Annotated in this window: 19 protein-coding genes and 1 pseudogene; 12 read left to right on the forward strand and 8 right to left on the reverse strand. The window is 62.7% G+C overall.

Annotation, left to right across the window (positions count from 1 at the left end):
• Positions 1–63 precede the first annotated feature (63 nt).
• Entirely contained in the window at positions 64–567 is a 504-nt protein-coding gene (locus tag MESOP_RS20585; protein WP_013895270.1) for a SixA phosphatase family protein, read from the reverse strand.
• 273 nt (positions 568–840) lie between these two features.
• Between MESOP_RS20585 and dksA the strand changes: the two genes are divergently transcribed.
• Positions 841–1257 carry an RNA polymerase-binding protein DksA gene (dksA, locus tag MESOP_RS20590; protein WP_006202025.1) on the forward strand — a complete coding sequence of 139 codons (417 nt, stop codon included), beginning with the start codon at positions 841–843 and terminating at the stop codon, positions 1255–1257.
• A gap of 121 nt (positions 1258–1378) precedes the next feature.
• Here dksA and MESOP_RS20595 read toward each other — a convergent pair whose 3' ends face one another.
• Entirely contained in the window at positions 1379–2122 is a 744-nt protein-coding gene (locus MESOP_RS20595; RefSeq protein WP_013895271.1) for a flagellar biosynthetic protein FliO, read from the reverse strand.
• Between the two features lie 329 nt (positions 2123–2451).
• On the opposite strand from MESOP_RS20595, the gene cckA reads away from it, so the two are divergent.
• Together cckA and MESOP_RS20605 are read left to right on the forward strand one after the other, a co-directional pair.
• Complete coding sequence (cckA, locus tag MESOP_RS20600) at positions 2452–5028, forward strand: cell cycle histidine kinase CckA (RefSeq protein ID WP_013895272.1); 2577 nt, start codon at positions 2452–2454, stop codon at positions 5026–5028.
• 83 nt (positions 5029–5111) lie between these two features.
• The gene (locus MESOP_RS20605; RefSeq protein WP_013895273.1) at positions 5112–5825 is read left to right on the forward strand and encodes a purine-nucleoside phosphorylase; all 714 of its coding nucleotides are present in this window, start codon (positions 5112–5114) and stop codon (positions 5823–5825) included.
• A gap of 115 nt (positions 5826–5940) precedes the next feature.
• Here MESOP_RS20605 and MESOP_RS20610 read toward each other — a convergent pair whose 3' ends face one another.
• Positions 5941–6246, reverse strand: coding sequence for a ribbon-helix-helix domain-containing protein (locus tag MESOP_RS20610; protein ID WP_013895274.1), 306 nt, complete (start codon positions 6244–6246; stop codon positions 5941–5943).
• 233 nt (positions 6247–6479) lie between these two features.
• On the opposite strand from MESOP_RS20610, the gene MESOP_RS20615 reads away from it, so the two are divergent.
• The 3 genes from MESOP_RS20615 to MESOP_RS20625 all read left to right on the forward strand — a co-directional run bounded on the left by MESOP_RS20615 (position 6480) and on the right by MESOP_RS20625 (position 9118).
• A complete protein-coding gene (locus MESOP_RS20615; protein WP_013895275.1) occupies positions 6480–6875 on the forward strand; it encodes a VOC family protein in 396 nt (131 codons plus the stop codon).
• A 77-nt stretch (positions 6876–6952) separates the two neighbouring features.
• Positions 6953–7501: a hypothetical protein gene (locus MESOP_RS20620; RefSeq protein WP_013895276.1), complete on the forward strand. Its 549-nt coding sequence runs from the start codon at positions 6953–6955 to the stop codon at positions 7499–7501.
• A 45-nt stretch (positions 7502–7546) separates the two neighbouring features.
• Positions 7547–9118 carry a GMC family oxidoreductase gene (locus MESOP_RS20625; protein WP_013895277.1) on the forward strand — a complete coding sequence of 524 codons (1572 nt, stop codon included), beginning with the start codon at positions 7547–7549 and terminating at the stop codon, positions 9116–9118.
• Positions 9119–9173: 55 nt separating this feature from the next.
• Here MESOP_RS20625 and MESOP_RS20630 read toward each other — a convergent pair whose 3' ends face one another.
• Positions 9174–9572: a hypothetical protein gene (locus tag MESOP_RS20630; RefSeq protein ID WP_013895278.1), complete on the reverse strand. Its 399-nt coding sequence runs from the start codon at positions 9570–9572 to the stop codon at positions 9174–9176.
• Positions 9573–9915: 343 nt separating this feature from the next.
• On the opposite strand from MESOP_RS20630, the gene urtA reads away from it, so the two are divergent.
• The 6 genes from urtA (at position 9916) to MESOP_RS33870 (ending at position 16320) form a co-directional block, all read left to right on the forward strand.
• Positions 9916–11196, forward strand: coding sequence for an urea ABC transporter substrate-binding protein (gene urtA, locus MESOP_RS20635; protein WP_412033903.1), 1281 nt, complete (start codon positions 9916–9918; stop codon positions 11194–11196).
• 106 nt (positions 11197–11302) lie between these two features.
• Positions 11303–12919 (forward strand): urea ABC transporter permease subunit UrtB, encoded by a 1617-nt coding sequence (gene urtB, locus MESOP_RS20640; RefSeq protein WP_013895280.1) that lies wholly within the window; start codon positions 11303–11305, stop codon positions 12917–12919.
• Entirely contained in the window at positions 12916–14151 is a 1236-nt protein-coding gene (gene urtC / locus MESOP_RS20645) for an urea ABC transporter permease subunit UrtC (RefSeq protein WP_013895281.1), read from the forward strand. The genes urtB and urtC overlap by 4 nt, the downstream gene beginning before the upstream one ends.
• A 6-nt stretch (positions 14152–14157) precedes the next feature.
• Positions 14158–14904: an urea ABC transporter ATP-binding protein UrtD gene (urtD, locus tag MESOP_RS20650; protein WP_013895282.1), complete on the forward strand. Its 747-nt coding sequence runs from the start codon at positions 14158–14160 to the stop codon at positions 14902–14904.
• A gap of 69 nt (positions 14905–14973) precedes the next feature.
• On the forward strand, positions 14974–15669 hold the full coding sequence (urtE, locus tag MESOP_RS20655) for an urea ABC transporter ATP-binding subunit UrtE (protein ID WP_013895283.1): 696 nt from the start codon (positions 14974–14976) through the stop codon (positions 15667–15669).
• Positions 15670–16143: 474 nt separating this feature from the next.
• Entirely contained in the window at positions 16144–16320 is a 177-nt protein-coding gene (locus MESOP_RS33870) for a hypothetical protein (RefSeq protein ID WP_013531844.1), read from the forward strand.
• A 48-nt stretch (positions 16321–16368) separates the two neighbouring features.
• On the opposite strand, the gene MESOP_RS20660 is transcribed toward MESOP_RS33870, so the two are convergent.
• From MESOP_RS20660 to uvrA, 4 genes and pseudogenes are all read right to left on the reverse strand, one after another.
• On the reverse strand, positions 16369–17520 hold the full coding sequence (locus MESOP_RS20660) for a GGDEF domain-containing protein (RefSeq protein WP_013895284.1): 1152 nt from the start codon (positions 17518–17520) through the stop codon (positions 16369–16371).
• Positions 17521–17701: 181 nt separating this feature from the next.
• On the reverse strand, positions 17702–18508 hold the full coding sequence (locus tag MESOP_RS20665; protein WP_013895285.1) for a DUF72 domain-containing protein: 807 nt from the start codon (positions 18506–18508) through the stop codon (positions 17702–17704).
• A gap of 25 nt (positions 18509–18533) precedes the next feature.
• Positions 18534–19002 (reverse strand): annotated as a pseudogene (locus MESOP_RS20670) (GNAT family N-acetyltransferase).
• A 2-nt stretch (positions 19003–19004) separates the two neighbouring features.
• Complete coding sequence (gene uvrA, locus MESOP_RS20675; RefSeq protein WP_013895286.1) at positions 19005–21926, reverse strand: excinuclease ABC subunit UvrA; 2922 nt, start codon at positions 21924–21926, stop codon at positions 19005–19007.
• Between the last annotated feature and the right edge of the window lie 49 nt (positions 21927–21975).

Genomic DNA, 21975 nt, shown 5'->3' on the forward strand with positions numbered 1-21975 from the left:
GGGCTTCGGTCCGTCCGATATAGGCTCTGGAACCCGGCTTTGAAATGGTGCGGGAAGTCGGGATCAAAGATCGGCCGGTGTCAGAAACGCTTCGAGATAGCCGGCGTGCTGGGACGCTTTCGCCAGATCGTCGAGGAAACGCACCACCGCCAGGCCCGAGGTCGGGAACCCATGATTGAGCATTGCCCGCGCCGTCTCGTCGCCGTCGCCCGAAACCGCCATGGCGAGATCCTCCGTCATCGGGTTGTGGCCGATGACCAGCAGCGAACCCGGGCCGCCGTGCTCCCGGATGAGGCGGAGATAGCCGGCCGCGTCCTCGCTGTAGAGCGTGTCGAAAAACAGAACCTTGCCGGTGTCGGTCTGGCCGGCCAGACCCTCGAGTGTCTCCTTGGCGCGCTTGGCATTGGAGCACAGCGTCAGGTCCGGAACATAGCCCCGTGACCGCATGGCCGCTCCGATGATCTCGGCATCGGCGCGGCCGGATGCGTCGAGCGGGCGATCGAAATCGCGCATGCCGGGCAGCGCCCAACCGGCCTTGGCGTGCCGTAACAGATAGAGCCTGCTCACCCAACCTCCATGACGCCGAAAGCCGAAACCGCACCGCGATTAGCCACGAGAACGGCTTGGCGCACAATGGTTCGTGTTCTCGGCGCGATGAATCACAGGAGACTGCGCGGCAAAGGGTTGACGCACTTTCTCCATCGAATCAGGGGCATCTCGCCCCAAGGAGGGCCGCCGGGATACTTTAACAATTGCGTGAGTCGGTGGCCGATTGCGCTTGTGCAGGCGTTTGGTCGCGAATATATAGGCGCCAAATTTGGGGCTGTTTGGGTGAGTCGAATGAACGACATCGTTACCGCCGATTACGTACCCTCCGAAGACGAGCCGTTCATGAACGAACGGCAGAAATCCTACTTCCGCCTAAAGCTCGTCACCTGGAAAAATGACATATTGCGCGAAGCGCGCGAAACTCTCGAAATCCTACAGCAGGAAAACGCCAACCACCCGGACCTCGCCGACCGCGCCTCTTCGGAAACAGACCGCGCCATCGAGCTCAGGGCCCGCGATCGCCAGCGAAAGCTCATCTCGAAGATCGATTCGGCGCTGCAGCGCATCGACGAAGGCACTTACGGCTATTGCGAGGAAACCGGCGAGCCGATCGCGCTGAAGCGGCTCGATGCGCGCCCGATCGCGACATTGTCGATCGAAGCGCAGGAACGGCATGAGCGCCGCGAGAAAGTCTACCGCGACGACTGAGCCGTACTTCCAGCGCTGAGTTGCGGTGACATCGATGTTGAAATGGCCGGGAAACCGGCCATTTTTTTGTCGAGACCTCAGCGCCGAATCAGCCCCGTCCACCGGCAAGCGGCTCAGCGCGCTATCTCTTCTGGCTGGACAGTTCGCCCAGAAGCTTGGTCATTTCGTCGTCAAGGGACTGCGGCGCCTTGGCCGCCGGTTTGCCCACTGGGCCGCCGGAGCGGGGCTGGTCGAGCGAAACCTCGAGTTCCCTCATCAGCGTGTCGTCGATGCTGTCCTGCCTTGACGGCGGCGGCGCGTGCTTGACGACATTGGCGTTGGCGGAGCCATAGGCGGGCAGCGGCGTGACATTGGTCGACTGATAGGGTTGCGTCGCCGGTTTCGGTGCGGGCGCGGGTGGCGGCGCTGCCGGGCGCGGGCGGGCGGGCATCGCCGCGGTCACCGGCTGCGGCGCCGGTGCCTGTCTTGGAGGCGCGGGGGCGGGCTGGGGCGACCGCGGCTTTGCCGGGGCCGCGGTGGCAGGGACAGGCTGCAGGCCGCCATCTCCGGTCAGCGCCGGACGGCGCGGCGCGGCAAGGCGAATGTCGCGTTCGACGACGACATCGGTCGGGCCGCCGATCAGAAGCAGGTGCTCGATATCGTCGCGGCGCACCAGCACCAGCCGGCGATGGCTGTCGACGGCGGTGGCGTCCATGACGGCCAGCCGCGTCTTGCGGTTGCGCCCGCCGGCGACAAAGGTTCCGAAGGTCAGGTTGCGGACAAGCCTGATTATGACGAGCACGATGACCAGCAGGATCAGCGCGGCGAAGGTCCACAGGAGTGCTGCCGCATAACCGGGGCCCGCCACGCTATCCAGCCACTGCATTGATTTCCCCTGGTCGGTTTTGGAAAGTGAGGCGACACTAGACCGTTGCGGCTGGCCACCGCAAGTTACCTTTCACGCATCGTGAACAGCTTGAAACACTAGGAGGGCCGGTCGGCATCATTTTTATCTGACATTTGCCGCCCGGGCCTTTTCCGGACTAGGAGAATGTGATTCAACCGGCTAAAGCGCGTCGCGCTGAAGCCGATTCATGCGACGCGCCTTAGGCCCTTGTTTTCATGCAGGTCGTTTTCCCAAAACCGAAGTCACTTTTGGGCGACATGCATTAGGGGGCGGGTGTCGGAACGTCGGACTTCACGAGCAGGGGGCATATGGCCAAGGAAGCGCGAGCCGATTTCTATCCGGTACCGATCGTCGACCAGAACACGCGACCCGGCGCGGTCACCCGGCTCATCATCTTCATCGTCGTTCTGACGGGGGCCGCGATCGTCTTCGGCCTGTTCCGCGAGCGTCTCGGCGATCCCTTCCTGCTCGGCATGCTCGGCGTGCTGGCGATGATCGGCGTCGGCTTCCTGTTCGCGACCGCGATCGGCTTCGTCCAGATCACGCCGCGCTCGACCGGCGACGAACTCTCCAAGGCTTTCGTGGATTCGATGTCGCAGGGGCTCCTGGTCACGGACACCAAGGGCCGCGTCGTCTACGCCAACCGGGCGTACGCCGACATGACCGGAGCGTCGTCGGCCGCCGACCTGAAGACAGTCGAAGGGCTGCTTTCGGATGTTCCCGAGGCCTCGGTGACCATCTACCGGCTGGCCTCCGGCCTGCGCGACGGCCAGCCTGGCGACGGCGAATTCCGGCTGGCGCAATCGATCCGGCCCGGCGCCGAACCGGGCGCCCGCTGGTACCGCGCCCGTGCGCGCGCCTTCAGCGTTCCGGGCCAGCGGCTGCCCATGCTGGCCTGGCAACTCGCCGATATTTCGCAGGAGCGGGCCGAGCAGGAGCGTTTCTTCCTCGACCTGCAGAAGGCCATCGACCATCTCGACCACGCGCCGGCAGGCTTCTTCTCCGCCGATCAGGACGGCCGCGTCACCTACATCAACGCCACGCTCGCCGAATGGCTGGGGATCGATCTCGCCAGCTTCACGCCTGGCGCGGTGAGCTTGCCCGATATCGTCGCCGGTGACGGCATGGCGCTGGTGCGCTCGGTCAAGGCCGATCCCGGCACGACACGCAACGCCGTCATCGATCTCGACCTGACGACGATGACCGGCGAAGCGCTGCCGGTGCGCTTCATGCATCGCGTTTCGGCCAGCCGCGAAGGCATTGGCGGCCCGACGCGCACGATCGTGCTCAACCGCACGCAGGGCGAGGATGCTTCCGCCGATCTGCGCGCTTCGGAAGTGCGCTTCACCCGGTTCTTCAATTCGACGCCGATGGCGATCGCCGGCGTCGATGCCAGCGGGCGCATCCTGCGCACCAATGCGCCGTTCCTGTCGCTGTTTTCCTCGGTCGTCGACCGGGATGCCGTGGATCGCCGGGTGCGGCTCGATACGGTGATCCACGGGCGCGACCGGCCGGCCTTTGCCGCCGCCTTCGAGAAGGCCCGGCAACGGCAGGCCGACATCGATCCGATCGACACCGTGCTGCCCGGCAACGAAGACCGGCATATCCGTTTCTACGTCAATGCCGTCGCCGACGGCACCGGCGGCGAGGGCGCCGAGGAATCGGCCATCGTCTACGCCGTCGACACGACCGAGCAGAAGGCGCTCGAAGGCCAGATGGCGCAAAGCCAGAAGATGCAGGCGGTCGGCCAGCTTGCCGGCGGCATCGCCCACGATTTCAACAATGTGCTGACCGCCATCATCATGGCGTCGGACCTGCTTTTGACCAATCACCGGCCGTCGGATCCGTCCTTCCCCGACATCATGAACATCAAGCAGAATGCCAACCGGGCGGCTTCGCTGGTCAGGCAGTTGCTGGCCTTCTCGCGCAAGCAGACGCTGCGGCCGGAGGTGCTGAACCTGACCGATGTGCTCGCCGATCTCAGAATGCTGCTCGCCCGCCTTGTCGGCAACGACATCAAGCTGAAGATCGATCACGGCCGCGACCTATGGCCGGTTAAGGTCGATATCGGCCAGTTCGAGCAGGTGGTGGTCAACCTGGCGGTCAACGCGCGCGATGCGATGCCGGCCGGCGGCGATCTCACGGTGCGCACCCGCAATGTCACCACCGAGGAATGCAAGACCTTCCCCTACCGCGAACTCACCGCGGCCGACTATGTCGTGGTCGAAGTCGAGGACACCGGCAGCGGCATCGCGCCGGACGTGCTGAAGAAGATCTTCGAGCCGTTCTTCACCACCAAGGAAGTCGGCAAGGGCACGGGCCTTGGCCTATCGATGGTCTACGGCATCATCAAGCAGACCGGCGGCTTCATTTTCTGTGATTCCGAAGTCGGCAAGGGATCGATCTTCCGCATCTTCCTGCCGCGTCACATCGCGGAAGCAAAGACGGCGGCCGAGCCTGGTGAAGCGCCGAGCGCGGCGCCGGCCAAACCGGCCGACAGCACCAAGGACCTGTCCGGATCCGCCACGGTGCTGCTGGTCGAGGACGAGGATGCCGTGCGCATGGGCGGCATGCGGGCGTTGACCTCGCGCGGGTATACGGTGCACGAGGCCTCCTCGGGGGTCGAAGCACTGGAAGTGTTCGAAGCGCTTGGCGGCAAGGTCGACATCGTCGTTTCGGACGTGGTGATGCCGGAAATGGACGGGCCGACCCTGCTTGGCGAATTGCGCAAGCGTCAGCCTGACATCAAGTTCGTCTTCGTGTCCGGCTATGCCGAGGACGCATTCGCCAGGAACCTGCCGGCGGACGCGCAATTCGGGTTCCTGCCGAAGCCGTTCTCGCTCAAGCAACTGGCGACGATCGTCAAGGACGTGCTCGAGTCCTAATTGGTCCGTTGCCCCGCACTTGCGCAACGCGCTGATAACGCCATGATTGCGGATGAAGGGCAGGCGGGCTCGGGGAGCAGCTGTTGACGCCGCACATCGAAGCAGACAGGGGCGACTACGCCGATACGGTATTGCTGCCGGGCGACCCGCAGCGCGCCGAATGGATGGCGCGGACATTCCTGGAAGCGCCGCGCTGCGTCAACTGCCGGCGGGGTTCGCTCGGGTTTACCGGCCTTTTTCGGGGCCAGCCGGTCAGCATTCAGGCGACGGGTATCGGTGTTTCATCGTTCCTGATCTATGCCCATGAATTGCTTGACTACTATGGTGTCCGAACATTGATCCGAACCGGCACCTGCGGCGGCCTGAGCGCGGAGGTCAAACTGCGCAGTCTCGTGATCTCGCGATGGGCGCGGCCGGAAAATACCGAGAACGGTCAGGTCTTTGGCCTTTACGACGCCGACGCCGGCCCGGATGCGGAACTTCTCGCTTGCGCATTGGCCAAGGCAGCCGAACTCGGCATCGACCACCACGCCGGTCTGACGGTCTGCACCGACATATTCTACCATCCTGAAGCGCACGCCCGCTATGCCGAAGCAAGAGCGCTTGGAGCGCTGGCCGTGGACATGGAAACCAGCGCGCTCTACCGCATCGCAGCGCATTTCGGAGCGAGGGCGTTATCGCTGCTGACCGTCGTCGACAATCTGGTTATCGGCGAGCTGACCGACTATTCCGAGCGCCAGGAGCTCTTTGCCGATATGAGCCGGCTGGCGCTCGAAATCGCTGCGGAAGGGCGCTAGGCGGTTCACGGTTTCACCGTAAACCGCTCTAACTCTTTGTTTTGACGCCATTCCCAAGGGAAAGCGCTACGCGTTTTCCCGGGAAAACCGGTTTCGCTCTTTTCCTGAAATTTCTCTAGGCCGCTTCCCGCTTCAACGCCATTCGCTCATCCATGTCGGGCCGATGGCCGCGCAGATAGAGCGCGCAGGTGGTCCGTAGCATGGAGGCGAAGTTCGGGATTTCGCCGTTGATCTCGATCGCCTCGTCGTACAGCTTCGAGATGAATTTGGGCGTCGTCAGGTTCTGGCTTTCGGCGATTTCATCGAGCAAGGCCCAGAACGTCGCCTCGAGCTGGATGCTGGTCGAATGTCCGTCGATGCGGATCGACCGGTTGATCTGGCGATAGCCTTCCGGATCCTGCGCGGCAAAGACTCGGCACATTGTTACCTCCCATTTTTGTTGGTCTTGGGCACCGACGGAGCCGCCGGCGCCTTTTGAACACTGCCTGCGATTTCATCTTCCGTCGGACGCCCGACAACGGCAATCAGACTTTCGTCCTTGAAGCGGGATGACACTAGCCGTTTTCCCTGTCCCACGCGTGGTAATCGGCTGCCACCACCTTTCCTGGCCGGCGCGCATAATCATCTCGAAGCACGGAAGCTGCGGAGTCTGATTTGGCGAAGGCGATCCACACCATGATCCGGGTTCTCGACGAGGCCCGATCCATCGATTTCTACAACAAGGCCTTCGGCCTCGATGTCGCCCAACGGCTGGATTTCGAGACCTTCACGCTCGTTTACCTCAGCAATGCCGATACACCTTTCGAAGTCGAGTTGACGGTCAACAAGGGTCGGCAGGAGCCTTATGCGCTCGGCGACGGCTATGGTCATCTCGCGGTTTCGGTCGCTGATCTCGACAGCGAACACGACCGGCTTGGCGCCCTCGGCCTTAATCCGAAGAAGATCGTCGAGTTCAATCGCGACGGTTCACTCATCGCCCGCTTTTTCTTCATCGAGGACCCCGACGGCTACAAGATCGAGGTCCTGCAGCGTGGGGGACGCTTCCAATAGGAGATAACCCGCCGCGCGAACCGGCGCGGCGCCAGCAACGGCACCTCAGGGTGCGAACAGCAAGCAGGGAGGAAACTATGGTCACGATTTATGAGAGGAAGCCTGGCTATGAGAGGAAATCTGGCCTGTCACGGCGAGAGCTTCTCAAACGCGGCGGCATCGGCGCGATGCTCGTTATCTCCGGCAGCGCCGTCATCAGCCCCGAACATGCCTGGGGGCTTGAGACATCGGCGCTGAAACCCGAGACGATGGCGACGCTGATCCAGGTAGCGCGCGACATCTATCCGCACGATCAGGTTCCGGACAAATATTACGCTGTCGCCGTCAAGGGCCATGACGAGATGGCCGGCAAGGATCCTGCCCACAAGGCGCTGATCGAAAACGGGATCGCCGACCTCGACAAGAAGGCCGGCAAGGACGGCTACCGCGGGCTTGGCTGGGAGGAACAGCGGGTCGCACTGCTCAAGGACATCGAGAGCTCGCCCTTCTTCCAGGCGGTTCGCGGCGGCCTCGTCGTCAGCCTCTACAACCAGAAGGAGGTCTGGCCGATCTTCGGCTACGAGGGCGAGGCCTATTCGAAGGGCGGCTACATCGCGCGCGGCTTCAACGACATCGAGTGGCTCTGAGCTGCGTGGCTCAACCACATCCAATTGATTTCATGGGAGGAAACCATGGCAGCACCATTTGATCTGAAGAACGATGGCGTGGTCGTCATCATCGGCTCGGGCGCCGGTGGCGGCACGCTCGGCAACGAACTTGCGCAGAAAGGCATCGACGTCGTCATCCTCGAGGCCGGCGCGCGCCACGAATATGAGGATTTCATCAACGACGAGTGGGATTCCTTTGCCCAACTCGCCTGGAAGGACAAGCGCACGACCTCGGGCGACTGGCGTGTGGCCAAGGATTTTCCGAACCTGCCGGCGTGGATCGTCAAGTCGGTCGGCGGTTCGACCACACACTGGGCCGGAGCGTCGCTGCGCTTCCAGGAACATGAGTTCAAGACGCTTTCGACCTACGGCAGACTGGAAGGCGCCAACCTTCTGGACTGGCCAGTCACATTGGCCGAGATGGAGCCCTATTACGCCAAGGCGGAAGCCAAGATGGGCGTGACCGGCACCAATGACTGGCCGCGGCTGCCCGGCAACAACAACTTCAAGGTGCTGAAGGCCGGCGCCGACAAGCTCGGTTACAAGGAATGCCACACCGGCAACATGGCGATCAATTCGGTCGAGCGCGACGATCGCATGTCCTGCCAGCAGACCGGCTTTTGCTTCCAGGGCTGCAAGTGGGGCGCCAAATGGTCGACGCTCTACACCGAGATCCCCAAGGGCGAGGCGACAGGCCATCTCGAAGTCCGGCCGAACGCCATGGCGGTCAAGATCAACCACGATGACAGCGGCAAGGTGACCGGCGTGGTCTATGCCGACAAGGACGGCAAGCTGCAGGAACAGAAGGCGCGCATCGTCGCCGTTGCCGGCAATTCCATCGAAAGCCCACGGCTGCTGCTCAACTCGCAATCAGCCAAGTTTCCGCATGGCCTCGCCAATTCGTCGGGCCAGGTGGGCAAGAACTACATGCGTCATACCACAGGCTCGGTCTATGCCATCTTCGACAAGCCGGTGCACATGTATCGCGGCACCACCATGGCTGGCATCGTCCGCGACGAGGCGCGCCACGATCCATCGCGCGGCTTCGTCGGCGGCTACGAGTTCGAGACCCTGTCGCTCGGCCTGCCGTTCATGGCGGCGTTTCTCGATCCGGGCAGCTGGGGCCGTTCCTTCACCACGGCGCTTGACCATTACGACCATATGGCAGGCCTGTGGATCGTCGGCGAGGACATGCCGAGCGCGGAAAACCGCATCACGCTGCATGCCGATGAGAAGGACGAGCACGGCATGCCCATCGCCGACGTGCATTTCGACGACCATCCCAACGACACCGCGATGCGCAACCATGCCTACAAGCAGGCTTCGGCGCTCTACGCAGCGGTCGGCGCCACACGCACCTTCCCGACGCCGCCCTATCCCTCGACCCACAATCTCGGCACCAATCGGATGAGCGAGAAGGCGGAGGACGGCGTCGTCAACAAGCATGGCCAGACGCACGACATCAAGAACCTGTTCGTGTCGGACGGCAGCCAGTTCACCACGGGTGCCGCGGAAAACCCGACACTCACCATCGTGTCGCTGGCGATCCGCCAGGCCGACTACATCGCCGCCCAGATGTCGGCCAAGACGATCTAACCTCCCGACTGCCTGCTGGCGCGGGGCCCGACAGGGTTCCGCGCTTTTTTTCGTTTTAGTTCTTGGTGCAGGTCGAGGCGGTGAAGGCGCCGTCGGGCTGCTTCATGATGATGTCGAAGGAGGGCGGGTTCTGGCCGTCCAGCGTCGCCTGGGTCATCGACAGCGCGTTGCCGCCGGTGGTGTAGCCACCCAATGGCCCCAGCCAGGTGATGACGCCGTTGGCATCCATCTGATAGTTGTAACCCTGCTGGGCGGTGCCGAAGGTGACAGGGCCCGTATAGACATTTCCCTTGATGGTGATGTCGCCGAGGCTGAGGAACATGCCGAGCAGATAGACTTCGCAGTGATAGGTGCCGTCGGGCATCTTGCCGTCGCTGAAGTCGGCCCGCGCGGCCCCGGTTGCTGTCGCCAGAAACACCATGCCGATGAAAATGCGTGAAATCAGGGATGCCATGACGTTGCCCGGTTGAGCAGCGAGCTTGCCCTATTTTTGCGCTGCGCCGCAACATTTGTCGTTCGCGACCTGGGCGTTTAGGCCAAAATCTAGGCATTTACTAAAAATGGGCAAAACTTAGGCAGATGCCGTATGCACTGCGCAAAATTCCCTCAACCAGTTTTTAACCGGCCCTCTTTGATTTGCTCAATCTAATATAGTAACTGCGTGATAATGTTTGTCTATTTGCCGATTTTCTATGCCCCGGAGGCGGTTGGCATGGGGGTTGCATTGCATTGTTGCGGTGCAATCAACCAGCTTGGGAGTCTTCGCTATGAGGGGTAATTTCTCGACAATAACAAAAATGTTCTCGGCAGGTGCGGTCGCCGCCGGCCTGCTGATGTCGGCGCCCGCCAGGGCGGCCGACGATACGATCAAGGTCGGCATCCTGCATTCGCTGTCGGGGACCATGGCGATTTCGGAGACGACGCTGAAGGACGCCATGCTGATGCTCATCGACGAGCAGAACGCCAAGGGCGGCCTGCTCGGCAAGAAGCTCGAGGCCGTTGTCGTCGATCCGGCTTCAAACTGGCCGCTGTTCGCCGAAAAAGCGCGCGAGCTGATCTCCAAGGACAAGGTCGCCGCGGTGTTCGGCTGCTGGACCTCGGTATCACGCAAATCTGTGCTGCCGGTATTCTCCGAGCTCGACAACATCCTGTTCTATCCCGTCCAGTATGAAGGCGAGGAAAGCGAGCGCAACGTGTTCTACACGGGCGCCGCTCCGAACCAGCAGGCGATCCCGGCTGTCGATTACCTGATGAGCGAAGATGGCGGCTCGGTGAAGCGCTGGGTGCTGGAAGGCACCGACTACGTCTATCCGCGCACCACCAACAAGATCCTCGAAGCCTATCTGAAGGCGAAGGGCGTCGCGGCCGAGGACATCATGACCAACTATACGCCGTTCGGTTTCTCCGACTGGCAGACGGAAGTTTCGGCGATCAAGAAGTTCGGTTCGGCCGGAAAGAAGACCGCTGTCGTCTCGACCGTCAACGGCGACGCCAACGTGCCGTTCTACAAGGAACTCGGCAACCAGGGCATCAAGGCCGAGGACATCCCGGTCATGGCCTTTTCGGTCGGCGAGGAAGAACTTGCCGGTCTCGACACCAAGCCGCTGGTCGGCCATCTCGCCGCCTGGAACTATTTCGAGAGCGTCAACACGCCCGAGAACAAGAAGTTCATCGCCGACTGGCACAAGTTCATCAAGAACAACAAGCGCACCACCAACGATCCGATGGAGGCGCACTATATCGGCTTCAACATGTGGGTGAAGGCGGTCCAGAAGGCCGGCACCACCGATCCGGACAAGGTTATCGATGCCATGATCGGCGTTTCGGTGCCGAACCTGACCGGCGGCTATTCGACGATGATGCCGAACCACCACATCACCAAGCCGGTGCTGATCGGTGAGATCCAGGCCAATGGCCAATTCGAAACGGTTTCGAAGACACCTGGTCTCGTGATGGGCGACGAATGGTCCGACTATTTGCCGGACTCCAAGGATTTGATCTCCGATTGGCGCAAGCCTCTGTCCTGCGGCAACTTCAACGTCGCTACCGGCAAGTGCGGCGGCAAGGGCACGAACTGATCCTCCCGGGCTGGACCTTGCGGTCCATGCCCAAGACCGCGCGCGTCCGGACGGTTTCCTCCACTGTCCGGACGCCCATTCAACCTTCAAGGATCACCAAGACCCGATGAAGATTTTCCATGCGATGGGCCTGACGCTTTTGTTCCTGCTGACGACGCTGTCGTCTTCGGGCGCCGCGGAAGCCGATCTGCGTGCAATTATTGCCAAGTTCGCTACGGTAACGGACTTTTCCGAGACGGGAGCCGTCGTTCACGAATTGACCGCCACAGGCGATCCCGCCGCCGAACCGGCGCTTGCCGCATTGGCTGACGGCAATCTTTACATTCGCACCGCCGACTCGATGGTGTTTGTCGGCAAGGAAGGCGATGAAAGCGTCCATCTCTTCGACCCGCTAAGCGGTGAGGCAGCTGGCGAGGCCTCCGAGGACGACATAACCAAGATCACTGTCAACAACACCTTGCGCCGCACCATCCGCGACGCGCTGGGCACGCTGACGCTTGGCGCCAAGGACCCGGCGGTGCGCGTCAGTGCCGCCGACACCATGTTCAAGACACCCGACGCGGCCAACATCGAGCCGCTCGACGCGGCGATCGCCGATGAGACCGTCGCCAGCGTGAAGGCTCTGCTCGAACAGGCCCGCGCCGCATCGGTCCTGGTCTCGGATCAACCGGAGGCCGACAAGCTTGCGGCCGTGGCGCTGATCGGGGCTCGGGGCGATCGCGACGCGGTTTCACTGCTGACTTCGGTCGAGGCGAATGCTTCGGGAGCCGTGAAGGAAGCCGCGACGGCTGCAATCGCCAACATCAATTCGACGCTGGCCTTCTGGGATGCCGGCCAGAACATCTGGTACGGCATTTCCCTGGGCTCGGTGCTGTTGCTGGCCGCCATCGGCCTTGCCATCACCTTCGGCGTCATGGGCGTCATCAACATGGCGCATGGCGAGATGGTCATGCTCGGCGCCTACACCACCTTCGTCGTCCAGCAGGTGATCCGCACATCCTTTCCCGGCCTGTTCGACTGGTCGCTGGTGATCGCGCTGCCGCTTGCCTTCCTGGTTGCCGCGATCGTCGGTCTCGCCATCGAGCGCGGCGTCATCCGCTTCCTCTACGGACGGCCGCTGGAAACACTGCTGGCGACATGGGGCGTGTCGCTGATCCTGCAGCAGGCCGTACGCTCGATCTTCGGACCGACCAACCAGGAGGTCGGCAACCCCTCCTGGATGTCGGGTTCGTTCAGTGTCGGACAGCTTGCGATCACCTGGAACCGGCTTTGGATCCTGGTCTTCGCGCTCACCGTCTTCGGCGTGCTGCTCTACGTGATGAAGCGTACGTCCTGGGGGTTGCAGATGCGCGCCGTCACCGCCAACCGGCGCATGGCCGCCTCGATGGGCATCAGGACGCCATGGGTCGACGCGCTGACCTTCGCGCTCGGCTCCGGCATTGCCGGCATTGCCGGCGTCGCGCTCAGCCAGATCGACAACGTCTCGCCCAATCTCGGCCGCGGCTACATCATCGACAGTTTCATGGTCGTCGTCTTCGGCGGCGTCGGCAATCTGTGGGGCACGCTGGTCGGCGCCTTTTCGCTCGGTATCGTCAACAAGTTCCTCGAGCCTTACGCCGGCGCCGTGCTCGGCAAGATCGTCGTGCTGGTGCTGATCATCCTGTTCATCCAGAAGCGTCCGCGCGGCCTGTTCGCGCTCAAGGGCAGGGCGGTGGAAGCATGATCACCGGACGCTTCTTCGCCGCCGGCGCGGACCGCCGCATCGCCATCACCATCTTCATCCTGCTGGCTGTCGCCATCATCGTGCCGCTGCTCAATCTCGCAGTGTCCCCGGCGAGCGCGTTCTACATTCCGTCCTACATCGTGGCGCTGACCGGCAAGTATCTCTGCTACGCGCTGCTGGCGCTTTCGCTCGACCTGGTCTGGGGCTATTGCGGCATTCTCTCGCTCGGCCACGGCGCCTTCTTCGCGCTCGGCGGCTATGCGATGGGCATGTATCTGATGCGCCAGATCGGCTCGCGCGGCGTCTATGGCAACCCGATCCTGCCGGATTTCATGGTGTTCCTGAACTACAAGGAATTGCCCTGGTTCTGGACCGGTTTCGACCATTTCTGGTTCGCGGCGATCATGGTGCTCGCGGTGCCCGGCCTGCTTGCCTTCGTCTTCGGCTGGTTCGCCTTCCGCAGCCGCGTCACCGGCGTCTATCTGTCTATCATCACCCAGGCGATGACCTATGCGCTGCTGCTTGCCTTCTTCCGCAACGACATGGGTTTCGGCGGCAATAACGGGTTGACCGATTTCAAGGATATTCTGGGCTTCAACGTGCAGGCCGACGCGACCCGCTCGGCACTGTTCGCGGCCAGCGCCGTGATGCTGGCGCTTGCCGTGTTCCTGACCTGGGCGATCGTCGGCTCGAAATACGGCAAGCTCCTGATGGCCGTGCGCGACGCCGAGAGCCGCACGCGCTTCCTCGGCTGGCGGGCGGAGAACGTAAAACTGTTCGCGTTCACGGTCTCTGCCGTGATGGCCGGCATTGCCGGCGCGCTCTACGTGCCGCAGGTCGGCATCATCAATCCCGGCGAGTTCGAGCCGTCCAACTCGATCGAGGTGGTGATCTGGGCAGCCGTTGGCGGCCGCGGCACCATCGTTGGGCCGATCATCGGTGCGTTGCTCGTCAATGCCGGGAAATCCTGGTTCACCGGCGTGCTGCCGGAACTGTGGCTGTTCGCGCTCGGCGGCCTGTTCGTCGCCGTCACGCTGCTGCTGCCGAAGGGGATCGTCGGCATGTGGGACAGCTGGCGCGGCAATGCCAGGGCGTTGCGCGCGGCCGCCGCCGCTGAAGAAGCCGGCGCCAGGGTTGGAATGGCGCCCGCGACATCGAAGCCCGTGCGCTCGCCGGCGAGGAATCCAGGCGAATGGTCCTTGTCCGACCCCGAACCGCAGGCGGCGGAGTAGGCGACCATGAGCAAGTCGAACACCATCCTCTACCTCGACGGCGTCTCGGTCTCCTTCGACGGGTTTCGCGCCATCAACAATTTGTCGCTGGTGCTCGACAAGGGCGAGATGCGGGCCATCATCGGCCCCAACGGCGCCGGCAAGACGACGATGATGGACATCGTCACCGGCAAGACGCGGCCCGACGAGGGCGAAGTGTTCTTCGACGGCCAGGTCGATCTGACCCGGCATGACGAGGCCGAGATCGCCATGATGGGCATCGGCCGCAAGTTCCAGAAGCCGACGGTCTTCGAAAGCCACACGATCGAGGACAATCTGATGCTGGCGCTGAAGGGACCGCGCTCGATCTTCCCGGCGCTGTTCCATCGCCGCTCCGCGGCCGAGGCGCGGCAGATCGATGACATTCTCGGCATCATCCGGCTTGGCGACAAACGTGGCGAAATCGCAGCCAATCTCAGCCACGGCCAGAAGCAGTGGCTCGAGATCGGCATGCTCCTGGCGCAGGATCCGAAGCTGTTGCTGGTCGACGAGCCGGTCGCCGGCATGACAGATGCCGAGACCGAGGAAACCGCGCGGCTGCTCAGGGATATCGCACGCGATCATTCGGTCATCGTCGTCGAGCACGACATGCATTTCGTGCGCGAGCTTGGCGTCAAGGTCACCTGCCTGCACGAGGGCTCGGTGCTCTCCGAAGGCTCGCTCGACTTCGTCTCGGCCGACGAGCGCGTCGTCGAAGTCTATCTGGGGAGATGAACGTGGTGTGGCGGGTGCAATTCCATCGCTTCGATCTGTCGTTCCTCCGCTTCTGGAAAAGGCGCTGACATGCTCGAGGTTTCCAATGCCACGCTCCACTACGGCGCCGCCCAGGCGCTGCGCGGCGTGTCGCTGAAAGCGGGTGCCGGCAAGATCACCTGCGTGCTCGGCCGCAATGGCGTCGGCAAGACCAGTTTGATGAGATCGATCGTCGGCCACCACCGGCTGACGAGCGGAAGCGTTGCCTTCGAGGGGAAGGCGCTCGACCGGAGCGCGGCGTATGACCGCGCCCGGTCGGGCATCGCATTCGTGCCGCAGGGCAGGGAGATCTTTCCGCTGCTCACGGTGCGGGAAAATCTCGAATCCGGCTTCGCGCCGTTGAAGCGGGCCGACCGCAACGTGCCGGCCCATGTCTTCGAGTTGTTTCCGGTGCTCAAGCAGATGCTCGGCCGCCGCGGCGGTGACCTGTCCGGCGGCCAGCAGCAGCAGCTCGCCATCGGTCGGGCGCTGGTGATGCGGCCGAAACTCCTGGTGCTCGACGAGCCGACGGAAGGCATCCAGCCTTCGATCATCAAGGATATCGGTCGCGCCATTCGCTATCTGCGCGACCAGGCCGGCATCGCGGTGCTGCTGGTCGAGCAGTATCTCGACTTCTGCCGCGAGCTCGCCGACGAGGTCAACATCATGGACCGCGGCCAGATCGTCCATACCGGCCCGGCTGAAGATCTAGACCGGGCTGACGTGCGGAAGTTCCTTACCGTCTAGAATCGTCTCGTCGTCATCCTGGGGCGTAGCAAGGAGCGAAGCGACGCGGTGCAGACCCCGGGATCTATGCCGTGAGATCCGCCGAAGAGTGCATCGGCGTAGAATAGAAACCCTCTTCGGCGCACTGATCGATCCCAAATACTGCACCGTGGCGGCGCTTTTAAAGTCACGGCATGGATCCTTGGGTCTTCGCTCCGCTTCGCGTTCGCTACGCCCAAGGATGACGAAGTCGCGAGGTGCGCTGCGGCGCTCAATCTTTCTTCAAAGATCACTGTACGTCTCTGGCACGCCGAACATCGCGTGCTAGTCTTTTCCTTGGCTTTGTGAGTCGGCCGCTTCCGTATCAGTCTGGTTATCGCGGATCGAGGAGGACGGCCAATGCCGAGCAAGTTTCACGCAAGCAAGGCTGCCTAGCTTCCCTCCTGCGATCTCTGTCGTTCAAACGCGTTTGGGCACACAGGCTAAGGGACAGCCATGGAACGTTACGTCGAGGATTACCAGAAGCGGCGGCTTACCGAACGCGTCGACATCATCGCTGCCATCAACATCTTGAGATCACAGGGCTGCGACTACGACGATCTGATCGAGGAGATCACCAAGGTCTTCTATGTCGATCTCGATACCTTCAATGAGATCGTCATGGCGGCGTAGAGCCGCGTTCGTCCATCCGCGATCAGAGGCTGGTATTGATAGGCGTGATCAGCTCGCGCGCCGGAACGGAGAAGCGATGACGACGCGGTTGCGGCCGCCGCGTTTGGCGTCGTAGAGCGCCTTGTCGGCGGCGCTGAGCACCTTGTCGAAGCTGGGGCCGTCCTTGGCGCCGAAGGCAAACCCGGCGCTGACCGTGCATGTCAGCGAGCCCATCTCGGTTTCGATCCGGCGCGCCGCGAAAGCGGTCCGGATGCGCTCTGCCGCTGCCTCCACGGTCTCCGGCAGGGTGCGTTTCAGCACCAGCGCGAATTCCTCGCCGCCCATGCGCGCGGCGACATCGGTCTGGCGAAGATTGCCGGCGAGTTCGCTGGCGAACACCCTCAGCACCTCGTCGCCCGCCGCGTGGCCGAATTCATCGTTGATGGTTTTGAAGTTGTCGAGGTCGAAGACGACGACCGCGGTAAAAGCTCCGACCGGCGCATTGCCATGCATGTCGAACAGCGCGCGCCGGTTGAGCAGGCCGGTCAACGGATCGGTCAATGCGTTGCGGCGGTGATGCCTGGCCAGACGCCCCTGGTTGAGGGCAAGCGACAATGCGCCGATGCCGGTCATGCTGGCGATGACCACGATCAGGCTCAGTTCCTCGGCCCAGTTGCTCGGCGCATGCCCCAGGACCAGTCTTCCATCCCAGGCGAGAACCATGGCGCACAGTACAAAAGACGTGGCCGTGGCCGAATAGAGCGCGGTGATGCCGATCGTCAGGGCGGGGGCTTCGTCGCGACCTCTCCAATATTCGAACGCCGTCGCGAACAGAAGCAAGGCCGCGAACAGGTTCTCGAACATGAAGCCAAGGCCGTCATAGCCCAGAGCCATGGGCGGCAGCGCCACCGCCAGTGAAACGCAGCCCAACAAAGCTCGCGGCATCGGCGAGCCACCGGTCCTGAACTGATAGGCGGCGCCCAGCATGGTCGAAAAACCAATCAGCAGGAAGGCCAGCGCGGCGATGCCCAGCAGGCGGCCGGGCATGTCGATATAGGCGTCATAGACAAAGATATCGCCGACAACGAACACCAGGCTGGTCGCCCATGTCAGCAGGAATCGCTCCGACCGGGCGGTCAGCCACATGCCGAACAATGTCAGGCCGAGGCAAGCAGCGGAAAAACCGACAGCCAGCAGAAGTGAAGTGTAGTCGAGCGACATGCCCCTCTTTCCCTGCCGACGGCGGTTCCAGCTCTGCGGCTTGGCGTCGTCGCATTCATGCGGCAAGGAAGTGTCGATAAGGTTACGATCATGGCGAAGATGCCGCGAATAGGCGCTTTGCTACGCGTACAAAGCATAGATGACGCGCTTTAAGCATGTGGCCGGATACGACTGAAGCTCGTCAGCCAGCCACTCGCTTCATCAGCGCCATCGCCCCGAACGGCGCGCGCACCTTGCCCTCGGTGATGAAGTAGACGAACACGTCGCGCGGCTGGACCGGCGCATCGGTCTTGGGATCGGCACGCCGCAGGTCTTCCGGCTGCTTGCCCTGCGCCCAGGTCTTTGCCCGCGCCGCCCACTCGTCGAGGCCCTTTGGCGTGTAGCAATCGGGATTGTCGTCCGAGCCGGTTTGCAGCCGCGCATAGACGAAATCACTGGTGACGTCGGCGATGTCAGGATATTTGGCATGATCGGCATAGACGATCGCCGCCTTGTATTTGCGCGCCAGGGCCGCGAACTCCGGCACCACGAAACTGTCGTTGCGCACTTCGAGCGCGTGGCGCAGCGCGACGCCATCCTGCTTTTCCGGCAAGAGTTTCAGAAAGGCCTCGAAATCGTCCGGATCGAATTTCTTGGTCGGCGCGAACTGCCACAGGATTGGCCCGAGCTTGTCGCCAAGTGCCGCAACGCCGGAGCCGAGGAAGCGCATCATCGATTCGCCGGCTTCGCCGAGCACGCGCCGGTTGGTGACGAAGCGGTTGCCTTTCAGCGAGTAGACAAACCCATCCGGTGCCTCGTTGGCCCATTTGACGAAGGTCGGTTCCTTGAAGCTGGAATAATAGGTGCCGTTGACTTCGATGCTCGGCACCTGCCGGCTGGCATATTGCAGCTGCTTGGCCTTCGACAGCTTGTCCGGATAGAAGGACTTATCCCATGGCTCGAAGGTCCAGCCGCCCATGCCCGCGCGGATTGTTCCGGATTTGGTCATTATCATCCTCCCAAGTTCAGAAAAATCAGCCCGTCGTGTTCTCGTCGATCGGTTTTGCCATGTCGACAAGCATCCATCCTGGCCGATAGGGATTGGGCCGGCGACCCGTTTCGCGATAGCCGTATGCGAGATAGAGCGCGATGTTCCGTTCCATTTTCGCATTGGTGTAGAGCCGTATCTCCGGCAGGCCCCACAAGCGCGTCTGTTGATCCGCGTGATTGAGCAGCTTTATGCCAAAACCCTTGCCCTGGAAGGCGGGCGACACCGCGACGGAGAAGATCATCGCGTGGTCCTCATGCCGCTCCAGTGTGAGCACGCCCGCCAGTTCGCCGCCGCTCTCCAGCAGCCAGACCTCGCCGCCCGATCCGCGGCGCATAGTCTTCGGTGACCGGGATCGGCGGTCCGCCGAACAGCGCGGTATAGGGCGCGTACGCCGCTTGCGTCAGCGAAACGATTGCGGCGAGATCCTCTGGGCGGGCCGCTCTGAGGTTCATACTCACTCCGCCGCTTCGCGCTTGCCTCCGGGGCGCCGCTCCAGAAGCTCCTTGAGGAACTGACCGGTGTAGCTGCGTTTTTCGCGCACGATCGCTTCCGGCGTGCCGGACGCGACAAGCTCGCCGCCGCCGTCGCCGCCTTCGGGGCCGAGGTCGAGCACCCAGTCGGCGGTCTTGATCACTTCGAGATTGTGCTCGATGACCACCACCGTGTTGCCCTGGTCGACCAGTTCGTGCAGCACTTCCAACAGTTTGGCGACATCGTGGAAGTGCAGGCCGGTGGTCGGCTCATCGAGGATGTAGAGCGTCTTGCCGGTCGCCTTGCGCGACAGTTCCTTGGCGAGTTTTATCCGCTGCGCCTCGCCGCCGGACAGTGTCGTCGCCTGCTGGCCGATATGGATATAGCCGAGGCCAACCTGCTTCAGCGTGTCGAGCTTGTCGCGCACGCCGGGCACGGCGGCGAAGAAATCGACGCCTTCCTCGACCGTCATGTCGAGTACGTCGGCGATCGACTTGCCCTTGAACAGCACGTCGAGCGTCTCGCGGTTGTAGCGCTTGCCGTGGCAGACATCGCAGGTGACGTAGACGTCGGGCAGGAAGTGCATTTCGATCTTGATGACGCCGTCGCCCTGGCAGGCCTCGCACCGGCCACCCTTGACGTTGAAGGAGAAGCGGCCGGGCTGGTAGCCGCGTGCCTTGGCTTCCGGCAGGCCGGCGAACCAGTCGCGGATCGGCGTGAAGGCGCCGGTATAGGTCGCGGGGTTCGAACGCGGCGTGCGGCCGATCGGCGACTGGTCGATGTCGATGACCTTGTCGAGGAATTCGAGGCCCTCGATGCGGTCATGCTCGGCCGGATGCTCGCGCGAGCCCATGATGCGGCGCGAGGCCGCCTTGAACAGCGTCTCGATAAGGAAAGTCGACTTGCCGCCACCCGACACGCCGGTGACGGCGGTGAAGGTGCCGAGCGGGATTTCGGCGGTGACGTTCTTCAGATTGTTGCCGCGCGCGCCGACGATTTTCAGGCGGCGATTCTTTTTCGCCTCACGCCGAACACCAGGGGTGGCGACTTCCAGCGCGCCCGACAGATATTGGCCGGTGATCGAATTGGGGTTGGCCATCACCTGCTGGGGCGTGCCCTGGGCGATGATCTCGCCGCCATGGATGCCGGCGGCCGGTCCCATGTCGACGACATAGTCGGCATGCAGGATGGCGTCCTCGTCATGCTCGACGACGATCACCGTGTTGCCGATGTCGCGCAGGTGCTTCAGCGTGTCGAGCAGCCGCGTGTTGTCGCGCTGATGCAGGCCGATCGACGGCTCGTCCAGCACGTAGAGCACGCCGGTCAGGCCCGAGCCGATCTGCGAGGCCAGCCGGATGCGTTGGCTCTCGCCGCCCGACAGCGTGCCGGAATTGCGCGACAATGTCAGGTAGTCGAGACCGACATCGTTGAGGAAGCGCAGCCGCTCGCGGATTTCCTTCAGCACCCGCACCGCGATCTCGTTCTGCTTGTCGTTGAGCTGGGCGGGCAGGTCGGTGAACCATTTGTCGGCATTGCGGATCGACTGCTCGGTGACCTCGCCGATGTGTTTGCCGCCGATCTTCACCGCCAGAGCTTCCGGCTTCAGCCGGTAGCCCTTACAGACCGGGCAAGGCGTCGCCGACATGAAGCGCTCGATCTCCTCGCGCATCCAGGCGGATTCGGTCTCCTTCCAGCGCCGTTCGAGATTGGGGATGACGCCTTCGAAGGTCTTGGTTGTCTTGTAGGAGCGCAAGCCATCATCGTACTGGAAGGTGATCTCGCGCTCGCCGGTGCCGCGCAGGATCGCGTCCTGGGCCTCGGTGGTCAGATCCTTGAACTTGTCGCCGAGCTTGAAGTTGTAAGCCTTGCCAAGCGCTTCGAGCGTCTGCGAGTAGTAGGGCGAGGTCGATTTCGCCCACGGGCTGACGGCGCCGTCGCGCAGCGATATGTTCTCGTCGGGCACGACGAGGTTGGGGTCGATGGCACGCTGGCTGCCGAGACCGTCGCAGGTCGGGCAGGCGCCGAACGGGTTGTTGAACGAGAACAGGCGCGGCTCGATCTCGGGAATGGTGAAGCCGGACACCGGACAGGCGAATTTTTCCGAGAACAGGATGCGCTCATGCGTCTCGTTCTTCGACTTGTTGACCGAATCCTCGCCGGTCTGGCTGGCGTCGAGCGGCTTGTCGGCGAACTCGGCCACCGCAAGCCCCTCGGCGAGCTTCAGCGCCGTCTCGATGGAGTCGGCAAGCCGCGTGGCGAGATCGCCGCGCACGACGATGCGGTCGACGACGACATCGATGTCATGCTTGTATTTCTTGTCCAGCGCCGGAACGTCGGCGATTTCATAGAAGACGCCGTCGACCTTGACGCGCTGGAAGCCCTTCTTCTGCAGTTCGAGGAGCTCCTTGCGGTACTCGCCCTTGCGGCCGCGCACGATGGGCGCCAGCAGGAACAGTCGTGTGCCTTCCTCGAGCGCCAGCACGCGGTCGACCATCTGGCTGACCGTCTGGCTCTCGATCGGCAGGCCGGTGGCCGGCGAATAGGGAACGCCGACACGCGCGAACAGCAGACGCATGTAGTCGTAGATCTCGGTGACGGTGCCGACCGTCGAGCGTGGGTTCTTCGATGTGGTCTTTTGCTCGATGGAGATGGCCGGCGACAGGCCGTCGATCTGGTCGACGTCAGGCTTCTGCATCATCTCGAGGAATTGGCGCGCATAGGCCGACAGGCTTTCGACATAGCGGCGCTGGCCTTCGGCATAGATGGTGTCGAAGGCAAGCGACGACTTGCCGGACCCCGACAGGCCGGTCATGACGATCAGGCTGTCACGCGGCAGGTCGAGATCGACGTTCTTCAGATTGTGTTCGCGCGCCCCGCGAATGGAAAGGAATTTATGGTCGGCCATCGCCGGTCGCCGCCTCAGATCTGGAATTCATGGGATTGGCGGGCTTTTC

This window comes from Mesorhizobium opportunistum WSM2075 (genome assembly GCF_000176035.2).
GTDB classification, from domain to species: domain Bacteria; phylum Pseudomonadota; class Alphaproteobacteria; order Rhizobiales; family Rhizobiaceae; genus Mesorhizobium; species Mesorhizobium opportunistum.